Here is a 25,002-nt window from a genome sequence, read left to right on the forward strand (position 1 = left end):
GCCTCCCGCGTTCAGAGAGCGATTCACATGACCAGCCGGCGAGCAACGACGACCCTGTGGCGCCCCACCGGCCCCGAGGAGCTGGACCTGGTCCGCGAGCTGGACTGGCGTGCTTGGCCGCCTCGGCTCCCCGAGCAGCCGATCTTCTACCCGGTCCTCAACGAGGACTACGCGATCAAGATCGCGAGGGACTGGAACGTGAAGCACAGCGGCGTCGGCTTCGTGACCCGATTCGAGGTCGAGTCGGAGTTCTTGAGCCGGTACCCCGTCCAGCAGGCCGGTGGGCGGACGATCCTCGAGCTGTGGGTACCGGCCGAGGAGCTGGACGACTTCAACGCTCACATCGTCGGCGAGATTCAGGTGGTACACGAGTTCCGCTGAGGCAGGGCGGCCTACTGACGGGGTAGGCCGCCCCCGGTGCGACGATGCCTGCGTGCCGTGGCTGGTGGCCGTGGCTCACTCTCAGTCAAGCGAGCAGCGGTGAACGGTCCACCCGTACCCTTCGGGGATGCCCCTCCGCCAGTACGTCTACTTCGCCCTGACCAGCCGGCGCATCACCGCGCAGGAGCGATCACCGAGGCGCTGGGTATCGAACCTGATGAGACACGCGAGCACAACCTCTTCGGCTGGGCGCTGGACCGCGAAGCAATCGCTTTCCTTGCTGCTACCGGCGCGTATCTGGACGTCGATGAGTACGACATGACCCCTTCCCCGCCCTCGGGCTGAAGGCCGGCGGTCAGCCCCGCAGGGTGGCGACGGCCTTCTCGATGCGCCGTTGGCGCGTCTCGGGCTTCTTCGCGCTCTCGATGGCGCGCACGTGCTCGCGCTTGCGGCTGTACGTCAGGGCGTCGTAGGCGGCGCGGGCGGCCGGGTCCTCGTCCAGAGCCTGAGCGAAGTCCGCAGGCTCGACGACGACGCGCGGCTCGGTGTCGAGCTCGACCTCGACCTCGATCTCCTCGCCGATCTCGACATCCGCGGCCTGCCGGTTGGCATGGCTGAGCCCGATCAAGTGGCGGCCGCGCAGGAGGGCGATCCGGCTCTTCCAGGAATGCTCGTTGATCGTGATCGTCACCGGCGGCCGCGAGCCCTCGCCGAGCGCTGCCACCACCTCGGGCGGAACTTCCAGGCCCCGCATGGGCTCAGGTGGTTCGACGATGGAACGAAACTTCAAGATCTTCCCCTGTGTTCCTGTGTTGTTCCTGTGTTCCCGTGCTCGTCTTGGCGGTTCACCACGGGTCCCCGCCCGGCCGGCTCCGATCGCCGTTCTCGTTTCCCGCGCCCGTCTCGCAGCCGTCCCGGACGGCTGCGAGACGGAGATCGCCGCTACTCGGCGTAGGGCTGGTCGGTTCCTTGGTCGCTGTAGCCGAGACTCCAGATGTAACCCTCCGGGTCGGCGAAGGTGCCGCCGTAGCCGCCCCACGGCAGAGCACCGGCGGGCTTGAGGACCGTGGCGCCGGCCTTCTGGGCCTCCGCCATGATCTCGTCGACCCGGGCCTCACTGCGGACGACGTAGGTCAGGACCAGTCCGCTGAACCCGCTGCCCTCCTGGTCCGTGCCCACCTGGTCGGCGAGGCCTTCGCGGCTGTAGAAGCCGACGGGCGAGGCGCCGTCCGATGCGAAGAACACCGATATGCCGAAGTCGCTCTGGATCTTCCAGCCGAGCCCCTCGGCGTAGAACCGCTTGGCCCGGTCCATGTCCCGGACGCCAAGAAGGATCGAGCTGACGTGCGCTTTCATGCCTTGCTCCTTGCACTGTGGATGTGTACGTGGCGGACCTCCGGGCCAGGGCCCGGAGGTCACATCGGTGCGTGTTCGCCGGTCAATCGGTAGGAAAGGGCCGGGAGTCAGGACGGCGTGGGGACGAGCGATGCGTCCGCGTCGTCATGCCGAGGAGAAGCCGGGTGAACGGTGATGTTCATGGTGATTAGGCTAAAGGCGTTCCGTGGACCCCGCTTCTTGATTCCTGATCGATCCTGATGCAGAGCCAGGCAGAATCCAGCCCACCTCCGGAGCTGGCGGCCCGCCCTGCAGATCGCCGATGACTGAGCCCCCAGGGGTGTCGCTCTGCTTACGACGTGGCTTCGCTCCAGCGGTGGAGCGTGGCGCTGCTGTCGTCGTAGGTGAGCCAGGTCCCATCGCCCAGCGGGCGCACGTAACTGTCGACGGGTCCCGTCGGATACCTGACCGTCCCGCGTGTCTCGAGGGTGCGGGCATCGAGCAGCCAGTGACGGGCCCGCTCCGGGTCCTCGTCGGATTCGACCGTCGAGGCGATGACCGTGTCGGCGTCGACGAAGCCACAGCTGTAGTCCCAGTAGGGCGGTTCCTCGTCGTCAGCCGGTTCGGGCGCCGCCTCGGAGACGACGGCGCCGTCCAGGGTGTGCAGTTGGAGGTCGGCTCCGTAGTGCTCGACCGTCAGGAAGCCCGGGAGCTCCGCGTGGACGTCCGCCAGGATGCGGTCCATGGTGGCGTTGAGGTCCCAGCCGGTCAGCGTCTCGCCGTTCCAGCGCGCCCAGTGGAGCAGGATGCCGTCCTGGCCCATGCCGATGCACAGGCCCATGTGGATGCCGTCGGGGTGGGAGACGTGGTGTGAACCTGCGGCTGCGCTGTCCAGCCGCAGCCGGGCCAGTTCACGCCCGTCGCGGGCGTCCAGGACGACCCAGCATTCCTGCCCGTTCCGTCCTTCCTCCGGGCCCATCACGACGTGCGCCCAGACGAGTCGGCCGTCGTCGGAGACCCTGCAGGATCCATGCTCGAAGCCACCGCACGCCTCCTGGTCGTCGCCCGTGTGCGCGTGACCGAGTTCGGGCGCCCAGCAACCGTGCCGGTACTCCCACAGCGTTGCTCCGTCCACGCCCACGGCCCTTACCGCGCGCTGGCCCGAGAACACCGCGAACGAGCCGTCGGGGCTCACCGAGTGGACACCGTGCTCCCACCCGGGCCAGGGAACGGGGAAGACCGCGGCCGGCGTGCGTTCCCCCGCGAAGAGCTCGTACAGGTCGTAGACCTGCAGTTCTCGCCCCTTCCGGAGGAGAGCACGGCACGACCCGTCCCCACGCCCCTCGAAGGCGAAGCCGTTGACGAGTGCATCCCCACCCGGCAGCTTCACCGAGTCGCGCAGTTGTGCGGTGATCAACATGGGCTGAAGATATCGCCCCGCGACAGCCCCGGCAGCGTGCTCAGGCCGTGGCGGTGCCGAACCACTTCGACAGGTGGGCGTCCAGGTCGTGCTGGTCCTCCCCGACCCATGCCACGTGGCCGTCCGGGCGCAACAGCACGGCCGGTACGTCCAGTTCCTCCAGTTCCGCACTGACGTCGACGACGTGATCGATGCGGTCGGCCCATGCGGAGACCGAGAGCCGGCCTGTCTGGTCGAGCAGGAGTCCGCGGCCGGTGTGCATCAGCTCGTAGAGGCGTCCCCGCTTCAGCTCCACGTCCCGCAGCCTGCGGCCGAGCAGTTCGTGGCCCTCGCCGAAGTCGTAGCGGACCTCGACCGCGGTGATCATCCCCGTCACGTACCGGTTCACCTCCTCGAAGTCCATCAGCTTCGCGAACAGCTTCCGCAGCGCGGTGGGACCCGCGTCGCTCCCCATCAGCGTGATCTGTGCACGGGTGTTGTCCAGTACGGCGGCGCCCACCGGGTGGCGTTCGGCGTGGTAGCTGTCGAGGAGGTCGTGCGGGGCCCAGCCGTGGACGGCGGCGGCGAGCTTCCAGCCGAGGTTGAAGGCGTCCTGCACGCCGAGGTTGAGTCCCTGGCCGCCGGTCGGCGGGTGGATGTGCGCCGCGTCGCCGGCCAGCAGGACCCGGCCGACCCGGTACTGCTCGGCCTGCCGGGTGGCGTCGCCGAAGCGGGACAGCCAGCGCGGCGAGTGCACGCCGAAGTCGGTTCCGCCGAAGGCCCGTAGCTGCTGCTTGAACTCCTCCAGGGTCGGTGCGCTGCGGTCCTCGGACACGCCGTCGGCGGGGACGATGATGCGGCACGACCCGTCCTCGCCCGCGTGGACGCCGAAGCGGAGCTGGGTCTTGTTGACCTCCGCGACGACCGCGGCGATCGTCTCCGGATCCGCGGCCACCTCCATCTGGCCCAGGAGGGTCTCGACCGTGGCGGGCTCGCCCGGGAAGCCGACGCCGAGCAGTTTGCGCACCGCGCTGCGGCCGCCGTCGCACCCGACGAGGTAGCGCGAGCGCAGGCGCGTACCGTCCGCCAGCTCTACGGTCACTCCGTCCTCGTCCTGGCTCAGGCCGACCGCTTCGCAGCCGCGCCGGATCTCGGTGCCGACTTCGAGGGCGTGCTCGCCCAACAGCCGCTCGGTGACGGGCTGCGGGATGGCGAGGCCGTACGGGTGCGCCGTGTCCAGCCGGTCCGGCCACGGCTTCATGACACCGCCGAACAGGCCGCCGACCTGGAACTTCTCGCTGACGGCGAGGAACCGGTCCAGCAGGCCGCGCTGGGCCATCAGCTCTACGCTGCGCGTGTGCAGGCCCTGACCGCGGGACTCTCCGGTCGGACGGGTCAGCTTCTCCACCACGACCACGCGGACACCGTGCAGGCGCAACTCGGCGGCGAGCATCAGACCGGTCGGTCCGCCGCCGACGATGGTGACGTCGATTACGTCGGTCGTGTTGGGTACTTCGGTCATCACGCAATCACCATTTCCACAGGTTCCGCCTTCGATCGGTGATTCTGCGTCACGACCGGGGCCTTGCCGCAAGCCCCCCGGTGCGCTATAAGTTGAGAGTGGCAAGGAGTCGGGAAACCTCCTTGCCATTCTGCGTTCCGGGAGAAATCGGCTGGCGAGCCGGTTTCTTCGTGGACGAGCATGGAACGCATGAGTGATCAAGACGAGCGATGGACCCGGTCGACCATCTACCCCGACATGTGGGTGGACCCGGACGACGACCCGCGCAACAGCGGCGAGAACAGTGCCGAGGGCGAGCTCGCGACCCTGCAGGACTTCCTCAAGGACTACCGCCTGACCTTGCGGATGAAGTGCGAGGGCCTGGCCCCGGAGCAGCTGGCCCGCCGGTCGGTCCCGCCGTCGACGATGTCGCTGCTCGGCCTCCTGCGGCACCTCGCCGAGGTGGAGCGGGACTGGCAGAACTGGATCACCGACGGCGATCCGCTGCCGAAGCTGTACGGCGAGCGCGACGGGGACTTCGAGGGAGCCGTCGCCGAGCAGGCCGTGGTCGACGGCGCGTACGCCGATCTGGAGCGCGAGCAGGGCGCGACCGACGCGGCGCTGGCCCGGCATCCGGATCTGGGCGAGCGGCTGGGCAAGGACCGCATCGCGGTGCGGGAGCTGATGGTGCACCGGATCGAGGAGTACGCGCGTCACTGCGGGCACGCCGACCTGTTGCGCGAATGCGTCGACGGGAGGGTGGGCCAGTGACCGGCGACGGCCCGTTCGGGAGCCGGTCGCGGGTGCCCGGCTAGGCTTTCGCCCCATGAGCGGGATAGGGCTGTGGAGACGAGCGCGCCGGAGCGACCACCCCTGCGCGGTCGTCGCCGGGGCGGTCAACCTGCTCCTCAGCTGCGTGCTGCTCTCGATGGCGATCGGCGGCCCCTTCTTCGAGGCCACGACCCGGGCGCAGGAAACCTCCGCGCAGGAGCTCGCGTTCCGGGTCTTCGGCTGCTGGCTCGTGGGCGGGCTGGTCCTGTTCCTCGCCCTGGGGATGAGCCGTACCGCGGTGGTCCACCTGCTCACCCTGTTCCTTCCGCCCGCCGTGCTGATCCTGGTCCTGCTCGCCCTGTGAGGGTGGCCGCGGAAGCGGCCCCCGGGAGAGCGGCAGGGCCGCCTACGGGAACGCGCGCAGCCCGTGTGACCATGGCTTCCTTCGCACAACAGCACCTCATGGGGGGACCATGCGCACCCGTACCACCACCGCCTCGGCCGGCCTCGCCGCCATGCTCGCGGCGGCCCTCGTCCTGTCCGGCTGCTCGGCGTCCGGCGGGAGCGCGTCCGGGAAGGGCGCAGGGGCCGGAGCAGGGGCCGGTGCTTCCTCGTCGGCAGTGGCGTCCCCCGCGCCGGTGCCCGCCGGTGGCGCGTTCGAGGGGCCGCGGCCGCAGGACCAGAACCTGCTGGCCTGGACCGGGGATCCGAACGACGCGGGACACGTCACCGCCCAGTCCGCGGCCGGGGTCGGCGGACGGGTCACCCTGGTCCGGATGGTGCTGCGCGAGCAGCTCACCTGGTCCAACATCTGGCTGGGGCTGGCAGGCATCGACCCGAACGCCCAACTGTCCAACTGCTACCTCGGCGTGTACGACGCCAAGGGCACCCTGGTGGCGTCCACCGCGGACGTCTCCCCGCAGCTGATGACCGAGGCGATAGCCAAGCCGTTCCCCCTCGCCAAGCCGTTCACCGCCGCCCCCGGCACGTACTTCGTCGCCCTCCTCCTCAACGGCAACTGGGCCACGAACGCCCTCACCCTGAAGGCCACGGGCGCCGGGATCTCGGTGAACGCGGGTCTGAACCCGCCGAGCCTCCGCTACAGCACCGTCCTGACCGGTCAGACCTCGCTCCCGGCCACGGTGAACCTCGCCGAGCAGTCGACCAGCACGATCAACACCGGCTGGGCCAGCCAGTGGTACGCGATCTCCTGAACGTCCCCGACGTCCTTGACGTCCTGAACGTCCCCGACGTCCCTGGCGTCCCCGAAGTTCGTGCCGGGCAGGCTCGAAGCTCCTGCGACGAATGACTGGTAGGAAAGTTTCCTGTTTGCTAGCATCCCGCTTCGGCGGCTCGGCGCGGTGCCCGCATCCGTGGGCATGACGCGCTCAGCGAGAGCTCTGACCCGGCCGCTGTGACCACGCCCACCCCTGCCCGCACCCGGGCAGGGGAGCAGGGTCTCGTACCGGTGCCAGCTCTCGCCACCCACCAGGCCAGGGAGTCAGGAATGCACCTGAGCACCCCAAGCACGCTTCATGTTCATACACCACGCCGCACCATCGGCGTGGTCATCACCGCCGTACTCCTCCTCGTAGGCGGCCTGTTGCTCGCCTATCCCGAACGGGCCGGCGCCGCCGCCGACCCCCTCATCTCGCGCGGCAAGACCGCCACGGCCTCCTCCGTGGAGACGTCGAGCTTCGGTCCGCAGAACGCCTTCGACGGCAGCTCCACCACCCGGTGGGCCAGCGCCGAGGGCAAGGACCCGCAGTGGATCCGCGTCGACCTCGGCGCGAACGCCACCGTCTCCCGGGTCGCGCTGCGTTGGGAGGCCGCGTACGCCAAGACGTACCGGGTCGAGATATCGGCCGACGGCACCACCTGGACCCGGCTCGCCAACGAGACGGCCGGGAACGGCGGCACCGACGACTGGACCGGCCTCTCCGGCACGGGCCGTTACCTGCGCGTGTACGGAACCGCCCGCGGCACCTCCTACGGGTACTCCCTGTACGAGGTCGAGGTGTACGGCACCCTCGACGGGGGGACTCCCCCGCCGACCGGCGCCTTCACCGTGGTCGCCGCCGGTGACATCGCCGCCCAGTGCACCGCCTCGGACAGCTCCTGCGCCCACCCCAAGACCGCGGCACAGGCCCAGAAGATCAACCCGAAGTTCTATCTGACGATGGGTGACAACCAGTACGACGACGCCCGGCTCGTCGACTACAAGGCCTACTACGACAAGTCGTGGGGCGCGTTCAAGGACAAGACCCGTCCCGTGCCCGGCAACCACGAGACCTACGACCCGGCCGGACCGCTCGCCGGCTACAAGGCGTACTTCGGTGCCGTCGCCTACCCGCAGGGCAAGAGCTACTACAGCTTCGACGAGGGCAACTGGCACTTCATCGCCCTCGACTCCAACTCCTTCGACCAGAAGGCCCAGATCGACTGGCTCAAGGCCGACCTCGCCGCGAACTCCAAGGGCTGCATCGCCGCCTACTGGCACCACCCGCTGTACTCCTCCGGCGGCCACGGCAACGACCCGGTGAGCAAGCCGGTGTGGAACATCCTGTACGGCGCCAAGGCCGACCTCGTGCTGGGCGGGCACGACCACCACTACGAGCGGTTCGCCCCGCAGGACCCGAACGGGAACGCCACCGCCGACGGGATCACCGAGATCGTGGGCGGCATGGGCGGCGCCGATCCGTACGACATCGAGAACGTCCAGCCCAACAGCCAGAAGCGGATCAGCGGTACGTACGGCGTCCTGAAGCTGGACTTCACCGACACCGGCTACAGCTGGAGCTACGTCGCCACCGACGGGACCACGAAGGACACCAGCCCGAAGTACACCTGTCACTGATGTACCTGGCCACCACCGGCCGCCGGGCCGCTCCGGCCCCGCCCCCCACCACGGGGGCGGGCCGGCGCGTCCCCGCCGCCGTCCTCGCGCTCGGTACGGTCAGCCTCGTCACCGATGTCTCCTCCGAGATGGTCAGCGCGGTGCTGCCGCTCTACCTCGTCCTCGGACTCGGTCTCTCCCCCCTCCAATTCGGCTTCCTGGACGGCCTGATGGGAGGAGCCGGTGCGGTCGTACGGCTCCTCGGCGGGCATCTCGCCGACCGCGGGCACCGCTACAAGCACGTCGCGGGCATCGGCTACGCCGTCTCGGCCTGCTCCCGTCTCGGCCTGCTGCTCGCGGGCGGCGCCACCGGCGGAATCGCGGCCTCCCTGGCCGCCGACCGGGTCGGCAAGGGCATCCGTACGGCTCCCCGCGACGCGCTGATCACCCTCAGCAGCCCTCCCGAGGACCTCGGCCGGTCCTTCGGCGTGCACCGGGCCATGGACACCACCGGCGCCCTGCTCGGCCCGCTCGCCGCCTTCGCCCTGCTCTGGGCGACCGCGGGCGCGTACGACGCGGTGTTCGTCGCCAGCTTCTGCGCCGGTCTGCTCGGCGTGCTGCTGCTCGTCCTCTACGTTCCCGGCCACCACCGCCCGGCAGCCGTGCCGGGCCCGGCCCCGGCCCGGGGCAAGGCCTTCGCGGCGCTGCGCGACCCCGCCTTCCGCCGGATCCTGTGGGCCGCCGCCCTGCTCGGCGGCGCCACCATCGGCGACGCCTTCGTCTACCTCCTGCTCCAGCGCCGACTGGGCCTGGATCCCAACTGGTTCCCGCTGCTGCCGCTCGGGGCGGCCGCGGGCTATCTGCTCCTGGCCGTCCCGGTGGGCCGGATCGCCGACCGGGTCGGGCGCAGGCTGCCGTTCCTGTACGGGCACCTCGCCCTGCTCGGCGCCTACCTCGTCCTGCTCGCCCCGGCGGGCGGGCCGGCCCCGCTCCTCCTCGCGGCCGTCCTCGCCCTGCTCGGGGTGTTCTACGCGGCCACCGACGGGGTGCTGATGGCCCTCGCCGGGCCGGTGCTGCCCGCCGGGGGCAGAGGGGGCGGGCTGGCCGTGCTCCAGACCGGCCAGGCCCTGGCCCGGATGCTCGCCGCGGCGGGCTTCGGCGCCGCGTGGACGGTGTGGGGGCCGCGGCCCGCACTGTGGGGGGCCACGGCGGTGCTGCTCGCCGCGCTGGCGGGCGGCTGGGCGCTGCTGCCGCGCGATCCGGGCGGCCCTGGGGACCCGGCCCCCGGGTCAGCACCCGCGGAGCGGGCGGAATCCCCCACCAGTGAGAAGAGCACCTCATGACCACGCAACTCACCGATCCCGCTCCCGCACGCCGGCTCGGCACCCGGGCCCGTACCGCCCTCACGGTCGCCGCGGTCGTCCTCCTCGCGGGCTCCACCGCCGGGTACGCCCTGCACGCGGGGAACCGGGCGGCGGGCCAACAGGCCGGCGGCGACGCCTCCTTCGCCCTCGCCGGTCCCGCCCTGTACTTCCGGGACAGCGCCACGGGCCGGGTGGCGCACCAGCCCCTCACCCCGACGGCGGGCGCCGCCGACCGCACCACGGGCGGTCCCGCCTGCGACCGGTTCCATGCCGCCGGGGGCACCGCCCTCTGTCTGCGCGCCGAGCCGGGGGTGCTGCCGAAGACGTACGCCGTCGTCCTCGACCGGGAGCTGCGCGAGGTGAGCCGGACCATCGTGCCGGGCGTTCCGACCCGGGCGCGGGTGTCGGCGTCGGGGCAGATGCTCGCCTGGACGGTGTTCGCCACCGGGGACTCGTACTCCGCCACCGGCTTCTCCACCCGGACGGCCGTGCTCGACCGGCGCACGGGGTACTTGGTGAAGTCCCTGGAGGAGATACCGCTCACCATGGACGGTGTCCGGTACCACTCCCCCGACGTCAACTACTGGGGCGTGAGCTTCGCCCGGGACGACAGCCGCTTCTACGCGACCGTCTCCACCAAGGGGCGTACGTACCTCGTCGAGGGGAACATGTCCGACTGGTCGGCGAGGACGCTGCGGGAGAACGTCGAATGCCCCTCCCTGTCGCCCGACAACACGCGGGTCGCCTTCAAGAAGAAGGTGTCCGACGACCCGGCGGCGCCCTGGCGGCTGTACGTCCTCGACCTGCGGACGATGGTCGAGACCCCGCTCGCCGAGACGCGCAACGTGGACGACCAGGCGGCCTGGACGGACGACGGGACGGTCGCCTACGCCCTGCCGGGCGCGGACGGTCGCGCGAGCGACGTCTGGACCGTCCCCGCGGACGGCACCGGGGCGCCCCGGCTGTCCGTCGCGGGCGGGTCGTCGCCGGTTGCGGTGGCGGACACAGCCGGCGCGCAGTGATCCGTGCGGTCGCCGATGCAAGATGATGCTCATTCGGCCTTCGCTTCGAGCATCTCTTGACATAGACCTGACACTGCGTTGCACTGTGGCCACTCCCTCCGGCAGTCACGGCCGGAGGGAGATGCCGCCGTGAACACCTGGGGACTCGCCATGCGTCTGCTCAGATTCCTGACCGCCTCCGCCCTGGCCCTGGCCGCGTCGTCCCTGCCCACCCACGCCGGGGCCGAGCCCCTGCGGGCCGGGGCGGCCGTCGCCGCCGCGGCGCCGCAGACCGTGCCGGCCCTGCGGCAGTGGACGGCCGGCAGCGGGTCGTACGGCTTCACGAGCAGCAGCCGGATCGTCGTCGATCCCGCCCACACCGCACAGCTCTCCGACGAAGCTGCCACCTTCGCCGAGGACTTGGGGGCGCTGGCCGGGCGTGCGGTGGCCGTCGTCACCGGGAGCGCCTCCGCCGGCGACATCGCCCTGAGCCTGGGCGACGGTTCGCTGCCCGCCGAGGGGTACCGGATGACCGTCGGCTCGACCCTCGCCCTCCAGGCCGGGACCGACGCCGGGGCCTTCAACGGCACCCGCACCGTGCTGCAGCTGCTGCGCCAGTCGGCCTCCGTGCCGGCCGGAACGGCGGTGGACTGGCCCACCAAGGCCGAACGCGGCCTGATGATCGACCAGGGGCGGAAGTTCTTCACGGTCGACTGGGTCAAGCAGCACATCAAGGAGCTGGCCTACCTCAAGCTCAACTACTTCCACTTCCACCTGTCGGACACCTTCGGCTTCCGCCTGGAGAGTTCGACGCACCCGGAGATCGTCTCCGCCGACCACTACTCCAAGCAGGACATCGCGGACCTGATCGCACTGGGGCAGAAGTACCACGTCACGATCGTGCCCGAGATCGACACTCCGGGGCACATGAACCAGATCCTGGCCGCCCACCCGGAGCTCAAGCTCAAGGACGCCTCGGGCACGGCCAGTTCCGAGTTCATCGACCTGTCGATGCCCGGCTCGTACACCCTGATCAAGGACCTGATCGAGGAGTACCTGCCGCTGTTCCCGGCCCCCTACTGGCACATCGGCGCCGACGAGTACGTCACCGACTACGCCAGGTACCCGCAGCTGCTCAGCTATGCCCGCGCCCACTACGGCCCGAACGCCACCGCCAAGGACACCTACTACGGGTTCGTGAACTGGTCCGACGCCCTGGTCCGCGCGGCCGGCAAGACCACCCGGATGTGGAACGACGGCATCAAGGCCGGGGACGGGACCGTCACCCCCGACGCCCGCATCCTCGTCGAGTACTGGTACAGCTACGGACTCACCCCCCAGCAGCTGGTCAATGCCGGGTACATGGTCGCCAACGAGTCCTGGACACCGACCTATTACGTGCTCGGCGGCGCGAAGCCGGACACCAAGTGGATGTACGAGACCTGGACCCCGGACCGGTTCGAGGGCGGCGCCACCATAAGCGACCCCTCGAAGAACCGCGGTTCGCTGATCCACGTGTGGTGCGACAACCCGAACGCCGAGACGGAGACGCAGATCGCGGCCGGCATCATGTACCCGCTGCGCGGGCTCGCCCAGCAGACCTGGGGTTCGCCGAAGCCGGTGGCCACCTATGCGGCGTTCACGCCGATCGTGGCCGCGATCGGGCACCATCCCTCCTGGCCGGGGACCGCGCAGCCGGGCAACCTCGCCCGCAACCGCCCCACCAACGCGTCCAGCACGGAGACCGCCAACTTCGCGGCCGCACTGGCGACGGACGGCGATCCGGGCACCCGGTGGTCGAGCGCGTACGCCGATCCGCAGTGGCTGCAAGTGGACCTCGGGTCCGCCCAGGCCGTCAACCGCGTGGTGCTGCGCTGGGAGGCGGCGTACGGGAAGGGCTTCCAGATCCAGGTCTCCGACGACCAGAGCACCTGGCGCACCCTGTACTCCACGACCACCGGCACCGGCGGGGTCCAGGACCTGACCGGCCTGTCCGGCTCCGGCCGCTACATCCGGGTGTACGGCACCCAGCGCGGCACCACGTACGGCTACTCGCTGTACGAGTTCGAGGTGTACGGCGGCCAGTTGAGCGGGACCCGGACCCTCACCGCGGCCGGGAAGGCGCTCGACGACCCGGCGAGCTCCACCGCCTCCGGCACCCAGCTGATCACCTGGACCCCGCACGGCGGCCCCAACCAGCAGTGGCGGCTGACCCTCAACGGCGACGGCAGCTACACCATGGCCAACGGCTCGTCCGGGCTCTGCGCGGACGTGGCGGGCGGTTCCACCGCTCCCGGCGCGGCCGTTGTGCAGACCTCATGCGGCAGCGGCGACAGCCAGCGCTGGGTGGTGACCCCGCTCGGGTCCGGCGACTACGCGGTGGCCAACAAGAAGAGCGGACTGCTCCTGACCACCGCGTCCGGCGCGGACGGAGCCCTGGCGAGCCAGCAGTCCAACAGCGGTTCGGTCTACCAGCGCTGGCAGATCGGCTGACGGATGGGCTGACAGATCAGCTGACGCCGGGCGGCGGTCCGGCTGCCGACACCGAGGCCAGCCGGGCCCCGGGTCCGGTCAGCCGGATCCGCAGTTCCCGCACGGTGAGGGGCTCCACACGGTGGACGCGGCGGACCCCCACCGTGTGGCCGGAGGCGATCGGCCGGCCGTCCGCCCAGACCTCGTGGCCGTCCACGCACTGACCCCGGGCGAGGTCCTCGCGCAGCTCCACGTGGTCCACGCGGACCGGCCGGCCGAAGTCCGCGAGGACGGCGTCTCCCTCGACCGTGAGGGCGGCGGGGACGGGCTCGCCGAGGCGCCGCTCCAACTCTGCGGTGAAGGACAGGAGTCGGGCCCGGTCGGCCTCGTCGATCAGTCCGCGCCGGTCGGGCGGGACGCCCAAGAGGAGGCCGGCGCCCAGCCCCACCGAGGAGTACCAGATCTCCAGCAGGTCCTCCCGGCTCTTGAGGGTGTCGTGGTTCCCCGGTTGCCAGAACCAGTCGTCGCGGAGGGGGACATCGCATTCGGGCGGCAGGTAGGCGGCCGAGTCGAGCTCGGTGTGCCGGTCGTCGTACAGGCTGATGCCCGTGGAGTGCGTGACGTAGTGGCAGGGGTCGGCGGCGAGCCCCTCCTCGTTGCCGACCCAGCGGATCGTGGGGCGGCCCATGTTGAAGACCATGGCGGCCGGCTGGTGCCGGTCGATCACGGCCATGACCGCGTCCCAGTCGTACGTGCGCCCCTCGGAGCCCGCGCCGTCGAACCACAGCTCGCACAACGGGCCGTAGCGGGTGCAGAGTTCGGTGAGCTGGCGGAGGTAGAAGGAGTCGTAGTCGGCGGGCTCCTCGTAGCAGTCCGCGTTGCGGTCCCAGGGCGAGAGGTAGAGCCCGAGACCGAGGCCCGCCTCCCCGCAGGCCTCGGCCAGTTCGGCGACCACGTCGCCCGCTCCGTCCTTCCAGGGCGAGGAAGCCACGGAGTAGGCGGTGGTGTCGGTCGGCCAGAGGCAGAAGCCGTCGTGGTGCTTGGCGGTCAGCACGACGTACTTCGCTCCGGCCTCGGCGGCGGTGCGCACCCACTGGCGCGCGTCGAGCTGCGAGGGCCGGAAGGTGGCCGGGTCCAGGGTCCCGTCGCTCCACTCGACGCCGTTGAAGGTGTTGATGCCGAAGTGCAGGAAGATCCCGAATCCGGCTTCCTGCCAGGCGAGTTGCCCCGGCGTGGGCACGAGGGGTGTTTCGCCGGGACCGGCGAGGGGTGCGGAGGGACCGAGGGTCATGGTGGGCTTTCGGGGTTCGGCGGCGGCGGGGGTCAGGCCGAGCGGGCCAGGCTCGCCGGGTGGACGGCGTAGACGAAGGGGAGTCCTCGGGCGTACCGCTCCAACTCCTCGGCCGCGCAGGCCGCGAGCCGTCCGAGTTCGTTGCCGAGGGATCCGGCGATGTGCGGGGTGAGCAGCACGTTCGGCAGGTCGTAGAGCGGCGACCCGGCCGGCAGGACGTCGGGGTGGGTGACGTCGAGGACGGCGTGCAGCCGGCCGGAGACCAGTTCCACGGTGAGCGCCTCGGTGTCGACGAGCGTCCCGCGTGCGGTGTTGACGAGGGTCGCGCCGTCGCGCATGAGGGCGAGGCGGCGGGCGTCGACGAGGTGGCGGGTCTCGGGGGTCTGCGGTGCGTGCACGCTCACCACGTCGCTGCGGCCCATCAGTTCGTCCAGGTCGACGGGTTCGACCCCCAGGGCCCTGGCTTCGTCCCCGTCCAGGTACGGGTCGTGGACCAGCACGTGGACGTCGTAGGAGCGCAGCAGCTCGATGACGCGGCGGCCGATGCGCGAGGCGCCGATGATGCCGACGGTCCTGCCGTAGTTGCCGATCCCGGGGTACAGGGTGAGCGGGTCGAGCTGCGTGCGGACCTCCCGGTAGGCCCGGGCGGTGGTGAGGACGCGCTTGTTGGCGAAGACGATCGCGGCGACGGTGAACTCGGCGACGGGCCGGGCGTTGGCCTCGGCCGCGCTGGTGACGGTCAGTCCGCGCCGCCAGGCCGCTTCCGTCATCATCCCCTTCACGGATCCGGCGGTGTGCACCACCGCCCGCAGGGCCGGAAGGAGGCCGAGGGCCTCTTCGGTGAGGGGCGGGCAGCCCCAGCCGGTGAGCAGGACCTCGGCTTCGCGCAGTCGCGCGGGGTCGGCGGCGGCGAAGTCGGTGACCAGGAGGTCGGGGTCCAGGAGCGCGGTGGCGCCGAGCCGGGCGAGGGCCTGCTCGTCGAGCAGGGCCGCCTTGGTGTCCGGGCCCATGGCGAGGAGGGTGCGGGGTCTGCGGGGCCCGTCGGCCGGGTGGTTCGGGGCGGGGTTGTTCACTTGACCGCTCCCGCCGTGAGGCCGGAGCGCCAGAACCGCTGCAGGCCGATGAAGGCGAGGGCGAGCGGGATGACGGCGACCAGGGATCCGGTGATCGCGAGGGAGTAGAACTCCGGGTACTGGAGCACGACCTGGTTCCAGCTGTAGATGCCGAGCACTGCCGGGTAGAGGTGGTGGTCGTTGAGCATGACCAGCGGGCCGAAGAAGTTGTTCCAGCTCGCTGTGAAGGAGAAGAGGAAGAGGGTCATGAAGCCCGGCATGAGCATCGGCAGCGAGATCGACCGGAAGACGCGCAGCTCGCTCGCCCCGTCGATGCGGGCCGCCTCCAGGACTTCACCGGGTACGTAGCCCTCGGAGAAGACCCGGGCCAGGTACACGCCGAAGGGGTTCACGAGCGCGGGGATGAGGATCGCCCAGTAGGTGTTGACGATCCCGGTCTCGGACGCGAGCAGGTACTGCGGGAGCGTGATGACGACGGTGGGCACGAGGGTGCCGGTCAGGACGAGGCCGAAGAGCGCGCCCTTGCCGCGGAACTCGTACTTGTCGAAGCAGTAGCCGGCGGCGACGCTGATCAGCGAGGACGCCAGTGATCCGACGACGGAGTAGAGGAGGCTGTTGAGCAGCCAGCGGCCGAAGATGCCGTCGTCGTGGGTGAAGACGGCCCGGAGGTTGTCGAAGAGGTGGAACTCCCCGAAGCCGAAGCCGGCCGTTCCGAAGAGGTCGGCGTGGTTCTTCGTGGCGGCGATCAGCAGCCAGGTCAGCGGCATCAGGGTGTAGAGGACCGCCACCAGGAGGACGGCGTTGACCACGGCCTTGGAGGCCATCGCGCCGCTCCGGCGCGGCCTTCCGGCGGGCCCCCGCTCGCCCCGCCGGGCGGGCGGGGCTCCGGGGGCGGCCGCCGGCTCGCCGCCGGGGGCGGCCTCGGGCGGGGCCGAGGGGGCAGTCTGGGTGCTCATGCCGAGTCACCTCGCTTTCCGATCCGGGTGACGACGTAGGAGAGGGTGCCGGCGACGAAGGCCACGAGGAGCGAGGCGGAGGAGGCGAGGCCGTAGTCGTGCCGCTCGAAGGCCGCCTTGTAGATGAACATCATCGGGGACCAGTCCGAGCCCATCGAGCCGGCCCGCTTCGAGAGGAGCATCGGCTCGCCGAAGATCTGGACCACGCCGACACAGGTGAACAGGAGCGTGAGGAAGACGGCCGAGCGGATCATCGGCAGTTTGATCCGCAGTGCGATGCGCAGTTCGCCGGCGCCGTCCATGACGCCCGCTTCGATGACCTCGCGGGGTACGGCCTGGAGCGCGGCGAAGAAGATGATCATGTTGTAGCCGATCCACTGCCAGGCCGCGACGTTCACCAGCGAGGGCACGACGCTGCCGGGGGCGAAGAAGTCCCACTGGCCGCCCGCCGCTTCGATCCAGTCCAGGACCGGGCTCAGGCCGGGGGTGTAGAGGTAGGTCCAGATGATCGCGGCGATCAGTCCGGGGACCGCGTGCGGCATGAAGACGGCGAACTGGACGAGCCGCTTGGCCTTGGCCGCGGCCGAATCGACGAGCAGGGCCAGGGCGAGCGCGGCGCCGATCATCACGGGGATGTAGACGGCGCAGTACGCGGCCACGTGCAGGAAGGAGGAGGTGAAGCCGTGGTCGCCGAGCGCCTTGGCGTAGTTCCCGAACCCGCTGAAGACCCTTTCGGTGCCGCCGAATCCGAGACCGGAGGAGCGCTCGGTGAAGAAGCTCATCCAGAGCGCGTACCCGACGGGCACGATCAGGACCGCGGTGAAGAGCAGGAAGAACGGGCCGAGGAAGACGAGCACCGCCCTGCCCTGGCCTGGCCGGCGCACGGGCGCGGCGCCGCGCGCTGAACGAATGAGTGGTGCTGCCACCGGATCTCCTTGGTGGTGCGCTGCGGAGGAACGGACGGGGGAACGGTCGGGGATGGGGTCAAGGAAGGGGTCGAGTAAGGGACTTCGAGACGGGACGGGGAGCGGGGCCCGGGTGCCGGGAGGGCTTCGGGCCCCGCGCGACGCCTACTTCGCGAGGTTGAGCCCTCGGCCCTTGATGGCGGCTTCGGCGGCGGTCTGGCCGGCCGCGAGTCCGTCGGTCAGGGTGCCCTTGAGCCCGGCGTCCTGGATGGCGGTGTTGGTGGCGGTCTGCACCGGACCCCAGACCCAGCCCGGGACGATGGTGTCGACCTGCGCGCCGGCGATCTCGTAGACCTTGTCGCCGCCGAAGAAGCCCTTGTCGTCGAAGGCCGCGGCGGCGATCGGACGCAGCTCGGGGCTGGCGGGCAGGCTGCTGCTCGGTGCCTTCAGGCTGCTGAGGCGGGCCTTGACGCCTTCGGGGCTGGTGGCCGCCCACGTGGCGAACTCGGCCGCTTCCTTGACGTGCTTGCTGCCCTTGGTGACGGCGTAGCTGGTACCGCCGAACATGCCGGTGGCCGGGGTGCCCCAGTGCGGCAGCGGGGCGACGCCCCACTTGCCCGAGTCCTTGGCCAGGGCGGTCATCGTGCCGCCCGCGCTCCACGAGGCGCCGATGAAGCTGGCCATGACCCCGTCGGCCTTGGCCTTCGCGAACTCCGGGCCGTTGATCTTCAGGTTCATCACCAGGTCGTCCTTGACCAGGCCCTGCCAGTACGAGGCCACCTTCTGCGAGGAGGCGTCGTTGATGTTGACCTTCCAGCCGTCACCCTCGGTGCCGTACCACTTGGCGCCGGCCTGCCAGGAGAGCGCCGCCAGCAGGGGCGCGTCGTCGTTGCCCCAGCCGCCTATGCGCACGTTCTTGTCGGAGGCCTTGATCTTCTCGGCGGCCGCCTTGTACTCGTCCCAGGTCTTGGGGACTTCGACGCCCGCGTTCTTGAAGATGTCCTTGCGGTAGTAGAGGAGGTTGGGCGTGGCGTCGTACGGCACGGCCCAGGTCTTGCCGCCGAGGATCACCCGGTCCTGGACGCCCTGGGGGAACTTCGCCTTCACGGCGGCGCCGGCCGGGCCGGTGATGTCCTCCAGGAATCCCTGGCTGACGAACTCGGGGAGGGTCGGGTACTCGATGCCCGCGACGTCGGGTGCGTTCCCGGCCTTGATCGCGTTGCTGATCTTGGCGTACCCGTCCGGTCCGCCGGTGATGGCCGAGAAGGTGACCTTGATGTTCGGGTGCGACGCGTTGAAGGCGTCCACCACCTGCTGGGCACCGCCGGTCCAGCCCCAATAGGTCAGGTTGACCGGCTCTTTGGGGGCGTCGGCCTTCGGCGCGGCGCCCTCGCTCCCACCGCAGGCAGTGGCGAACAAGGCCAGCGAGAGGGTGGCGAGGGCGGCGCGGGAGGTACGGGAAGTGAGCTTCACTGCTCTGCTCCTCAGGTGCGAGCCGTCGATGCGGCGAGGTGATGCACATCATTCGACCAGAGGAGAAGCGAGTCAATAGAAAAGGAAAGTTTGAGAAAGAAAAGCGAAGTAACGGTTAGGCCTCGCTGGACGCGCGTACCCTCAGCTCCGGAAGGATGGCGATCCGCCGCCTCGGACGGCCCGGCTCGCGCAGCCTTCGTACGAGCAACTCGACGCCAGTGACACCGACTTCGTGCTTCGAGGGCGCCACCGCGCTCAGCGGCAGGTCCGCCAGGGAGGCCACCTCGTCGTCGTACGAGACCAGCGCGACATCGCCCGGCACGGACAGCGAGGCACCGCGCAGCCGCTGCATCAGCACCATGGCCTCGTGGTCGGGATGGACCAGGGCGGCGTCGACGCGGCCCTCCCGCACCGCTTCCACGAAGGCGTCCATCACCTCTTCGTAGGCGGCGTCACCCGCACCGAACTGCGCGAGATCGAGGAAGAACGCGTGCTCGGCCGTGCCGGGGCCGGCCTCCCCCATCGCCGCGTCGTAGCCCTTCTTGATCCAGGGCGCGGTGGGGGTCCCGCCGCGCATCACGAGGGCGATCCTGCGGCGCCCCGTGTCCAGGAGGTGGCGCACCGCCAGCCTGGCTCCGTACCCGTGGTCCGTACCGACGTGCTCGGCGGCGGAGGCCTGGTGTTCGGGGCGGCGTTCCATCAGTACGACGGGCACGCCGAGCTCCTCGTACCACTGGCCGCCCGGCTTGCCCTCGCCGGCGGAGGGCGCGAGCAGCAGCCCGTCGACACCGTCCTCGACCATCCGCGCGGCCTGCGCCTTCTCGGTGTCCACGTCGTACGTGGACACGGCGAGGGTCAGCCGCACCCCGAGGGCGTCCGCCGCTTCCCGGGCGCCCTTGATCACCTCGGGGTAGTAGTAGGCGGACGACGGCACGATCAGCCCGAGGACCAACGGCCGGCCGGATCCGGCGGCGGGAGCGGCCGAGGCCGTACGGGCCGCCACCGGGGCGACGGTCGCGGGGGCGGTCTCCGCCCAGTCCTCGGGCAGCATCGCACCGCCGTGCACCCGGGCCAGCAGGCCGCGTTCCGCGAGGACTTCGACGTCCTTGCGCACCGTCACCACGGACACGCCGAGCTCCGCCGCGAAGTCCGTGACGCGCATCGATCCCGCTTCGCGGACCCGTCGCAGGATCGCCTGCTGTCGTTCCTCTGCGTGCACGGTGGAGCTCCCCTCGACTGCGTCCCTGGTCGAGATCAGCGTAGCGCGCGAAAGCCGAAACTTACGTTTTGTTTCGAACGAAAGGAATGGATAGCGCCGCCCGGCAGGGCCCGTCCGGCCGGACGGTCGTACGGCCGGACGGTCGTCCGGTCAGCGCACGCCCCCCATCAGCACCTTGACCTTGTTGCGGTACACGAAGATCGCGATGCCTCCGAGGAGCGCCAGCGCGCCCTGGCTCGCGAACCAGGACGGGGCGTCGGTGGACACGCCGAACTGCTGGAGCAGCGCCACCACCGAGTCGCCGACCGTGACCGCCAGGAACCAGACGCCCATCATCTGCGAGGAGTACTTCTCCGGGGCGAGCTTGGTGGTCAGGGAGAGCCCGACCGGGGACAGGGTGAGCTCGCCGACCGTCTGGATCAGGTACACCATCGCCAGCCACATCGGGGACACCTTGGCCCCGTCGACCGCGATGCCCTGGGCGACCATCATCACGGCGAACGAGAGCCCGATCAGGACCAGGCCGACGGCGAACTTGGCCGGGGTGCCCGGCTCCTTGGCCCGGCGGCTCAGCGCCACCCAGCCCCAGGCGAAGACGGGTGCGAGGGCCATGATGTAGAGCGGGTTGCACGCCTGGAACCAACTGGCGGGGAACCCGATGCCGAAGAAGGTGCGGGAGGTGCTGTCCTGCGCGAACAGGTTCAGCGTGGAGCCGGTCTGGTCGTAGATCCCCCAGAACAGCGCGGCCGCCGCGAAGAACCACACGTACGCCGACATCCGGGCCCGGTCGGCCGTGCCCAGGCTCTTGTCCCGCTTCATCCGCAGCAGGTACCAGGACGGCAGGACGATGCACAGGACGGTCAGCGGCAGCATCGCCCAGCTCAGCGTGAAGTGCCCGGACAGGCCCACGCATCCGTAGGCGACGGCCGCGACGGCCAGCCAGGTGAGCGACTTGCGGACGACCGCGGTGCGCTCCGCCCGCGAGAGCGGGGTCGGGACGACGTCGCTGCGCTCCGACATGTGCCGGCTGCCGAGGGCGAAGAAGGCGAGGCCCAGGGCCATGCCGACGCCAGCCATGGCGAATCCGAGGTGCCAGCTCACGCTCTGGCCGATGGTGCCGATCGTCAGCGGCGCGATGAAGGCGCCGAGGTTGATCCCCATGTAGAAGATCGTGAAGCCGCCGTCGCGGCGCGGGTCGTCCTTGTCCTCGTAGAGGTGGCCGACCATCGTGGAGATGTTGGCCTTGAGCAGGCCGGAGCCGACGGCGATGCACACGAGGCCGACGAAGAACGAGACCCGGGCCGGCACGGCCAGCAGGAAGTGCCCGATCATGATGACGGTGCCGCCGATGGCGACGGTCTTGCGGGCGCCCCAGGCACGGTCGGCGAACCAGCCGCCGGGGAGGGCGAGCAGGTAGACCATCGCGTTGTAGAGGGAGTAGATCGCGGTGGCCATGGCCGCGTTCATGGCGAGGCCGCCCTGGGAGGCCGGGGCGACCAGGTAGAGGACGAGCAGCGCGCGCATGCCGTAGAAGCTGTAGCGCTCCCACATCTCCGTCATGAACAGGTTGACCAGTCCGCGGGGCTGGCCCATGAAGGTCTTCTCGGGGCCCGCGGCGGAGGGTCTGTGCTCGTACTCGCCCTTGGTCAGGGTGGACGCCATGATCGGTCCTCGCTCGCTCTGGGCGCGCGCGGATCGGCGTGCGGCCGCGCCCGGTGGGAGGGCCGGCACCGGCGCGCGGTCCGTCCTTCCCCACGCCCGAGGGGGGTCCGGGCGGGCCTCTGGGGTGGGCCTCAGGGGCGGCCGGACGGGGGCGGAACGCGCCGGGATCCACGCCCTGGTGCTCCATCGCGCCCGGACCCGGCCCACAGGTCATTCACTGTGTTCCCAGCCTGTCCCACGGGACGGCCCGGCCCCAGAGGCCTTCGGGGCACGCCGCAGAGCCGAAGGTCACGGCACGGCCCGCGGCCGGCGCTGACGAACGGCCTATCCGGCGTCGGAGCCGGCTCCACCGCAGTCGGGGTGGCCCCAGCGCGAACCGAGCTTGCTGATCTTCTCCCCCGCCGCGTACTGCTTCCCGCAGGGGCAGGTGCCGGGGAACTTGGCCTTGATGGTCACCCCGGCCCGGCCGGCGGTCGCGCTCTTGGTGGCCGTCGCGCCCTTGGCCGACGCGGCTCCGGAGGGACGGCGGGCGGAGGTGCTGCGGGCCGGGGTGCTGCGGGCCGGCGCCGGGACGGGCATGGACGCGTGTCCCAGCGCGGTACCGGCCGGCTCCTGGCTCACGGCCGCATCACTGGCCGCCTGGTCGGCGATCGCGTTCAGGTGGTCGCCGTCCTCGCGGTGCGCGGGGACGTAGCGGAACTCCACGTCGCGGTCGGTCAGCAGGGCGTCGATGCTCTCGACGAGCTCCCGGTTGGCCACCGGCTTGCCCGCGGCCGTCTTCCAGCCGTTGCGCTTCCAGGCCGGGAGCCACTGGGTCACGGCCTTCATGGCGTACTGGGAGTCCATCCGCACCTGCACGGCCGTACCGGGGGCCACGGCCTCCAGCAGCCGCTGCAGAGCGGTGAGTTCACCCACGTTGTTGGTGGCCCGGCCCAGCGGCCCGGCCTCCCAGCGCTCGGGGTGCCCGTGGACGTCGGCGATGACCCAGGCCCAGGCGGCGGGCCCGGGATTTCCCTTGGCCGCCCCGTCGCAGGCGGCGATGATGCGATCAGACATCCCCCGATCATGCCTCACCGCGAACGCCGCCCGCGCCGACGCCCGCAGCAGCCGTGCCCGCAGCAGCCGTGTCCGCAGCCGCTCCCGGCTCCGGCGAGGCCTCCCGCTCTTCCTCGTCGTGCTGCCGCGGCAGGAGCCGGTCCAGGAAGGGCGGCAGCCACCAGTTGGCCCGGCCCATCAGGAACATCGCCGACGGGACCAGCACCAGCCGCACCACGGTCGCGTCGAGGATCACGCTCACCGCCAGGCCCACCGCGAGCATCTTGACCACGACCGTGGGCGAAGCCGCGAAGGACAGGAAGACCGCGGTCATGATGAGCGCCGCGCTGGAGATGACCCGGCCGGTGGCCGCCAGCCCCGTACCCACGGCGAGGGTGTTGTCCCCGGTGCGGCGCCAGGACCCGGCGATGGCGGAGAGCAGGAAGATCTCGTAGTCCATCGACAGCCCGAAGACGATCGCGAACATCATCATCGGTACGAACGACTCGATGGGGACGGGCTCCGACACCCCGATCAGCCCGCTCCCCCAGCCCCACTGGAACACCGCGACGAGGACCCCGTAGGACGCGGCGGTGGTGAAGAGGTTCAGGGCGACCGCCTTGAGCGGGACCACCACGCTGCGGAACACGAAGGTCAGCAGGACGAGCGCGGCGGCCAGCACGATGGCGATGATGAGCGGCAGCCGGTCCTTGACGGTGTCGCGGAAGTCCAGCTGGCCGGCGGTGGATCCGGTGAGGTAGCCCTCGGCGCCGGTGCCCTTCAGCGCGGAGGGCAGGGTGGTGCCGGTCAGCGTCGTGAACAGGCTCCCCGTGCCGGCGCTCTGCGGTCCGGTGGCCGGGGTGACGGTGGAGACGAGCAGGCGGCCGTCGGGGCTCGGCGCGAGCGGGGTGAACCCGGCCATCCCGGCGGTGTCCCGCAGCGCAGCGGTGAGTTCGGCGCCGATCCGGTCGGCCGGTACGGCGGCGTCGTGGAGGTCGGCCACCAGGACGAAGGGGCCGTTGGCCCCGGGGCCGAAGCCGGGTCCCTCGCCCTCGGCGATCCAGTCGTAGGCGGTGCGCGTGGTGCTGCCGGCCCGGTCGGCGCCGTCGTCGACGTGGCCGAGGCGCAGCGAGAACAGCGGTACGGCACACAGCGCGAGCAGCAGCGTGCCCGCGGTCAGGAACTTCCACGGGTGCCGGGCCACCAGGGCGGCGTAGCGGTGCCAGCCGTCGTGGTCGCCGGAGGTCTCGGCGACCGGGCGGCGCAGCGCGAACCGGTCGATCCGGCGCCCGACGAGGCCCAGGGCGGCCGGTACGAGGGTCAGGGCGGCCGCCCCGGTGACGACCACGACGAGGGTGGCGGCCAGCCCCGTGCGGCCGATGAAGGTCAGTCCGCAGGTGTACAGGCTCAGCATGGCCACGGCGACGGTGACGGCGGCCACGACGACGGCGCGCCCGCTGGTGGCGGCGGTACGGGCGGCCGCGTCCACCGGATCGCGCCCGTCGAGGAGGTCCTGTCGGAAGCGGGTGGTGAGGAAGAGGGCGTAGTCGATGCCCACGCCGAGGCCGATCATGGTGGCCAGGGTGGGGGCGGCGGTCGCGAAGCTGACGACGCCCGCCACGATGCCGACGATGCCGAGGCCCACGCCGACGCTGACCACCGCGATGAGCAGGGGCAGCAGGGCGGCGGCGACGCTGCCGAAGGCGAGCAGGAGGATCAGCAGGGCCACGAGGACGCCCGCTGCCTCGCGAGCCCTGTCGTCGACCGGCGGCCGGACGACCTGGTTCAGGTCCCCGCCGTACGCGACCTCCACGCCGGAGTCGCGGGCCGCGGCGGTGGCCGCGGCGAGGGTGCCGGTGTACTCGTGACCCAGGGTCTTGACCTGCCGGTCGAAGGACACCGTGGTGTAGGCGGTACGGCCGTCCGCGCTGGTGACGACCGGGGACGCGGCGGTGACGTGGGGCATCCGCGCGAGGCGGGCCGCGCTCTCGTCGATGGCCTGGCGGTGCCCGGCCAGGGAGCCGGAGTCGACGTGGAAGACCACGCGTCCGTTGGGGTCCCCGAGCCCGGGGGCGGACTCGGCCAGCAGATCGGCTCCGGTACGGGACTGCGTGCTGGGGAGGCTGATCTGGTCGCTGTAGACCGGGGCGGCGAGCCGGCTGCCGGCCATCGCGCCGGCCAGCAGCAGGAGCCAGGCCGCGATCACCCAGACGGGGTGGCGGGCGCAGAAGCCGCCGAGGCGGCCCGGGCGGCCGAGGCGGCTCTTTCGGCCGAGGGGGGAATGCACGACGCCTCCAAGAAGTGTCAGGACTGACACCACGCACCCTG

The 25,002-nt window shown here is 71.0% G+C and carries 21 protein-coding genes; 8 read left to right on the forward strand and 13 right to left on the reverse strand.

Translation table 11 applies throughout. The features are described from left to right. Positions 1-27: 27 nt before the first annotated feature. Positions 28-381 carry a hypothetical protein gene (locus tag ACE1OC_RS01890; RefSeq protein ID WP_407835468.1) on the forward strand — a complete coding sequence of 118 codons (354 nt, stop codon included), beginning with the start codon at positions 28-30 and terminating at the stop codon, positions 379-381. Between the two features lie 355 nt (positions 382-736). Here the strand turns inward: ACE1OC_RS01890 and ACE1OC_RS01895 are convergent, their stop codons facing one another. The 4 genes from ACE1OC_RS01895 to rox all read right to left on the reverse strand — a co-directional run bounded on the left by ACE1OC_RS01895 (position 737) and on the right by rox (position 4,637). Next, the gene (locus ACE1OC_RS01895; protein WP_407835469.1) at positions 737-1,171 is read right to left on the reverse strand and encodes a YdeI/OmpD-associated family protein; all 435 of its coding nucleotides are present in this window, start codon (positions 1,169-1,171) and stop codon (positions 737-739) included. Positions 1,172-1,323: 152 nt separating this feature from the next. Continuing rightward, entirely contained in the window at positions 1,324-1,737 is a 414-nt protein-coding gene (locus ACE1OC_RS01900) for a VOC family protein (RefSeq protein ID WP_407835470.1), read from the reverse strand. Positions 1,738-2,068: 331 nt separating this feature from the next. After that, a complete protein-coding gene (locus tag ACE1OC_RS01905) occupies positions 2,069-3,136 on the reverse strand; it encodes a hypothetical protein (protein WP_407835471.1) in 1,068 nt (355 codons plus the stop codon). A 40-nt stretch (positions 3,137-3,176) separates the two neighbouring features. Then, entirely contained in the window at positions 3,177-4,637 is a 1,461-nt protein-coding gene (gene rox / locus ACE1OC_RS01910) for a rifampin monooxygenase (protein ID WP_407835472.1), read from the reverse strand. Positions 4,638-4,817: 180 nt separating this feature from the next. Between rox and ACE1OC_RS01915 the strand changes: the two genes are divergently transcribed. From ACE1OC_RS01915 to ACE1OC_RS01945, 7 genes are all read left to right on the forward strand, one after another. Next, on the forward strand, positions 4,818-5,387 hold the full coding sequence (locus ACE1OC_RS01915) for a DinB family protein (protein ID WP_407835473.1): 570 nt from the start codon (positions 4,818-4,820) through the stop codon (positions 5,385-5,387). Between the two features lie 55 nt (positions 5,388-5,442). Continuing rightward, on the forward strand, positions 5,443-5,751 hold the full coding sequence (locus ACE1OC_RS01920) for a hypothetical protein (protein ID WP_407835474.1): 309 nt from the start codon (positions 5,443-5,445) through the stop codon (positions 5,749-5,751). Positions 5,752-5,860: 109 nt separating this feature from the next. After that, positions 5,861-6,601, forward strand: a complete 741-nt coding sequence (locus tag ACE1OC_RS01925) for a hypothetical protein (RefSeq protein ID WP_407835475.1) — start codon at positions 5,861-5,863, stop codon at positions 6,599-6,601. A gap of 350 nt (positions 6,602-6,951) precedes the next feature. Beyond that, the gene (locus ACE1OC_RS01930; RefSeq protein WP_407835476.1) at positions 6,952-8,244 is read left to right on the forward strand and encodes a discoidin domain-containing protein; all 1,293 of its coding nucleotides are present in this window, start codon (positions 6,952-6,954) and stop codon (positions 8,242-8,244) included. Continuing rightward, positions 8,244-9,566, forward strand: coding sequence for an MFS transporter (locus tag ACE1OC_RS01935; protein ID WP_407835477.1), 1,323 nt, complete (start codon positions 8,244-8,246; stop codon positions 9,564-9,566). The genes ACE1OC_RS01930 and ACE1OC_RS01935 overlap by 1 nt, the downstream gene beginning before the upstream one ends. After that, positions 9,563-10,609, forward strand: a complete 1,047-nt coding sequence (locus ACE1OC_RS01940; protein WP_407835478.1) for a TolB family protein — start codon at positions 9,563-9,565, stop codon at positions 10,607-10,609. The genes ACE1OC_RS01935 and ACE1OC_RS01940 overlap by 4 nt, the downstream gene beginning before the upstream one ends. Positions 10,610-10,738: 129 nt before the next feature. After that, positions 10,739-13,081 carry a family 20 glycosylhydrolase gene (locus ACE1OC_RS01945; RefSeq protein WP_407835479.1) on the forward strand — a complete coding sequence of 781 codons (2,343 nt, stop codon included), beginning with the start codon at positions 10,739-10,741 and terminating at the stop codon, positions 13,079-13,081. Between the two features lie 16 nt (positions 13,082-13,097). On the opposite strand, the gene ACE1OC_RS01950 is transcribed toward ACE1OC_RS01945, so the two are convergent. The 9 genes from ACE1OC_RS01950 to ACE1OC_RS01990 all read right to left on the reverse strand — a co-directional run bounded on the left by ACE1OC_RS01950 (position 13,098) and on the right by ACE1OC_RS01990 (position 24,961). Further along, positions 13,098-14,351: an alpha-L-fucosidase gene (locus ACE1OC_RS01950; protein ID WP_407835480.1), complete on the reverse strand. Its 1,254-nt coding sequence runs from the start codon at positions 14,349-14,351 to the stop codon at positions 13,098-13,100. Positions 14,352-14,383: 32 nt separating this feature from the next. Beyond that, positions 14,384-15,361, reverse strand: coding sequence for a hydroxyacid dehydrogenase (locus tag ACE1OC_RS01955; RefSeq protein ID WP_407841458.1), 978 nt, complete (start codon positions 15,359-15,361; stop codon positions 14,384-14,386). Positions 15,362-15,420: 59 nt separating this feature from the next. After that, complete coding sequence (locus tag ACE1OC_RS01960; protein WP_407835481.1) at positions 15,421-16,380, reverse strand: carbohydrate ABC transporter permease; 960 nt, start codon at positions 16,378-16,380, stop codon at positions 15,421-15,423. Further along, positions 16,377-17,306, reverse strand: a complete 930-nt coding sequence (locus ACE1OC_RS01965; RefSeq protein ID WP_407835482.1) for a carbohydrate ABC transporter permease — start codon at positions 17,304-17,306, stop codon at positions 16,377-16,379. Before ACE1OC_RS01965 ends, ACE1OC_RS01960 begins: the two co-directional genes overlap by 4 nt. Before the next feature lie 144 nt (positions 17,307-17,450). Beyond that, the gene (locus ACE1OC_RS01970) at positions 17,451-18,758 is read right to left on the reverse strand and encodes an ABC transporter substrate-binding protein (RefSeq protein ID WP_407835483.1); all 1,308 of its coding nucleotides are present in this window, start codon (positions 18,756-18,758) and stop codon (positions 17,451-17,453) included. Between the two features lie 115 nt (positions 18,759-18,873). Further along, positions 18,874-19,977 (reverse strand): substrate-binding domain-containing protein, encoded by a 1,104-nt coding sequence (locus tag ACE1OC_RS01975; protein WP_407835484.1) that lies wholly within the window; start codon positions 19,975-19,977, stop codon positions 18,874-18,876. Between the two features lie 150 nt (positions 19,978-20,127). Next, positions 20,128-21,639 (reverse strand): peptide MFS transporter, encoded by a 1,512-nt coding sequence (locus ACE1OC_RS01980; protein WP_407835485.1) that lies wholly within the window; start codon positions 21,637-21,639, stop codon positions 20,128-20,130. Positions 21,640-21,963: 324 nt separating this feature from the next. Further along, complete coding sequence (locus ACE1OC_RS01985) at positions 21,964-22,695, reverse strand: ribonuclease H family protein (RefSeq protein ID WP_407835486.1); 732 nt, start codon at positions 22,693-22,695, stop codon at positions 21,964-21,966. A 7-nt stretch (positions 22,696-22,702) separates the two neighbouring features. Further along, positions 22,703-24,961 (reverse strand): MMPL family transporter, encoded by a 2,259-nt coding sequence (locus ACE1OC_RS01990; protein ID WP_407835487.1) that lies wholly within the window; start codon positions 24,959-24,961, stop codon positions 22,703-22,705. Between the last annotated feature and the right edge of the window lie 41 nt (positions 24,962-25,002).

Origin of the sequence: Streptomyces stoeckheimensis (genome assembly GCF_045822005.1) — a bacterium.
In the GTDB taxonomy this organism is placed as follows: Bacteria; Actinomycetota; Actinomycetes; order Streptomycetales; family Streptomycetaceae; genus Streptomyces; species Streptomyces stoeckheimensis.

Excerpts from the sequence above, each read along its gene's own strand:
- ACE1OC_RS01890 (WP_407835468.1), top strand. The coding sequence starts at position 28 with ATGACCAGCCGGCGAGCAACGACGACCCTGTGGCGCCCCACCGGCCCC.
- ACE1OC_RS01900 (WP_407835470.1), bottom strand. The coding sequence starts at position 1,737 with ATGAAAGCGCACGTCAGCTCGATCCTTCTTGGCGTCCGGGACATGGAC.
- ACE1OC_RS01905 (WP_407835471.1), bottom strand. The coding sequence starts at position 3,136 with ATGTTGATCACCGCACAACTGCGCGACTCGGTGAAGCTGCCGGGTGGG.
- rox (WP_407835472.1), bottom strand. The coding sequence starts at position 4,637 with ATGACCGAAGTACCCAACACGACCGACGTAATCGACGTCACCATCGTC.
- ACE1OC_RS01915 (WP_407835473.1), top strand. The coding sequence starts at position 4,818 with ATGGAACGCATGAGTGATCAAGACGAGCGATGGACCCGGTCGACCATC.
- ACE1OC_RS01920 (WP_407835474.1), top strand. The coding sequence starts at position 5,443 with ATGAGCGGGATAGGGCTGTGGAGACGAGCGCGCCGGAGCGACCACCCC.
- ACE1OC_RS01925 (WP_407835475.1), top strand. The coding sequence starts at position 5,861 with ATGCGCACCCGTACCACCACCGCCTCGGCCGGCCTCGCCGCCATGCTC.
- ACE1OC_RS01935 (WP_407835477.1), top strand. The coding sequence starts at position 8,244 with ATGTACCTGGCCACCACCGGCCGCCGGGCCGCTCCGGCCCCGCCCCCC.
- ACE1OC_RS01940 (WP_407835478.1), top strand. The coding sequence starts at position 9,563 with ATGACCACGCAACTCACCGATCCCGCTCCCGCACGCCGGCTCGGCACC.
- ACE1OC_RS01950 (WP_407835480.1), bottom strand. The coding sequence starts at position 14,351 with ATGACCCTCGGTCCCTCCGCACCCCTCGCCGGTCCCGGCGAAACACCC.
- ACE1OC_RS01955 (WP_407841458.1), bottom strand. The coding sequence starts at position 15,361 with ATGGGCCCGGACACCAAGGCGGCCCTGCTCGACGAGCAGGCCCTCGCC.
- ACE1OC_RS01960 (WP_407835481.1), bottom strand. The coding sequence starts at position 16,380 with ATGAGCACCCAGACTGCCCCCTCGGCCCCGCCCGAGGCCGCCCCCGGC.
- ACE1OC_RS01980 (WP_407835485.1), bottom strand. The coding sequence starts at position 21,639 with ATGGCGTCCACCCTGACCAAGGGCGAGTACGAGCACAGACCCTCCGCC.
- ACE1OC_RS01985 (WP_407835486.1), bottom strand. The coding sequence starts at position 22,695 with ATGTCTGATCGCATCATCGCCGCCTGCGACGGGGCGGCCAAGGGAAAT.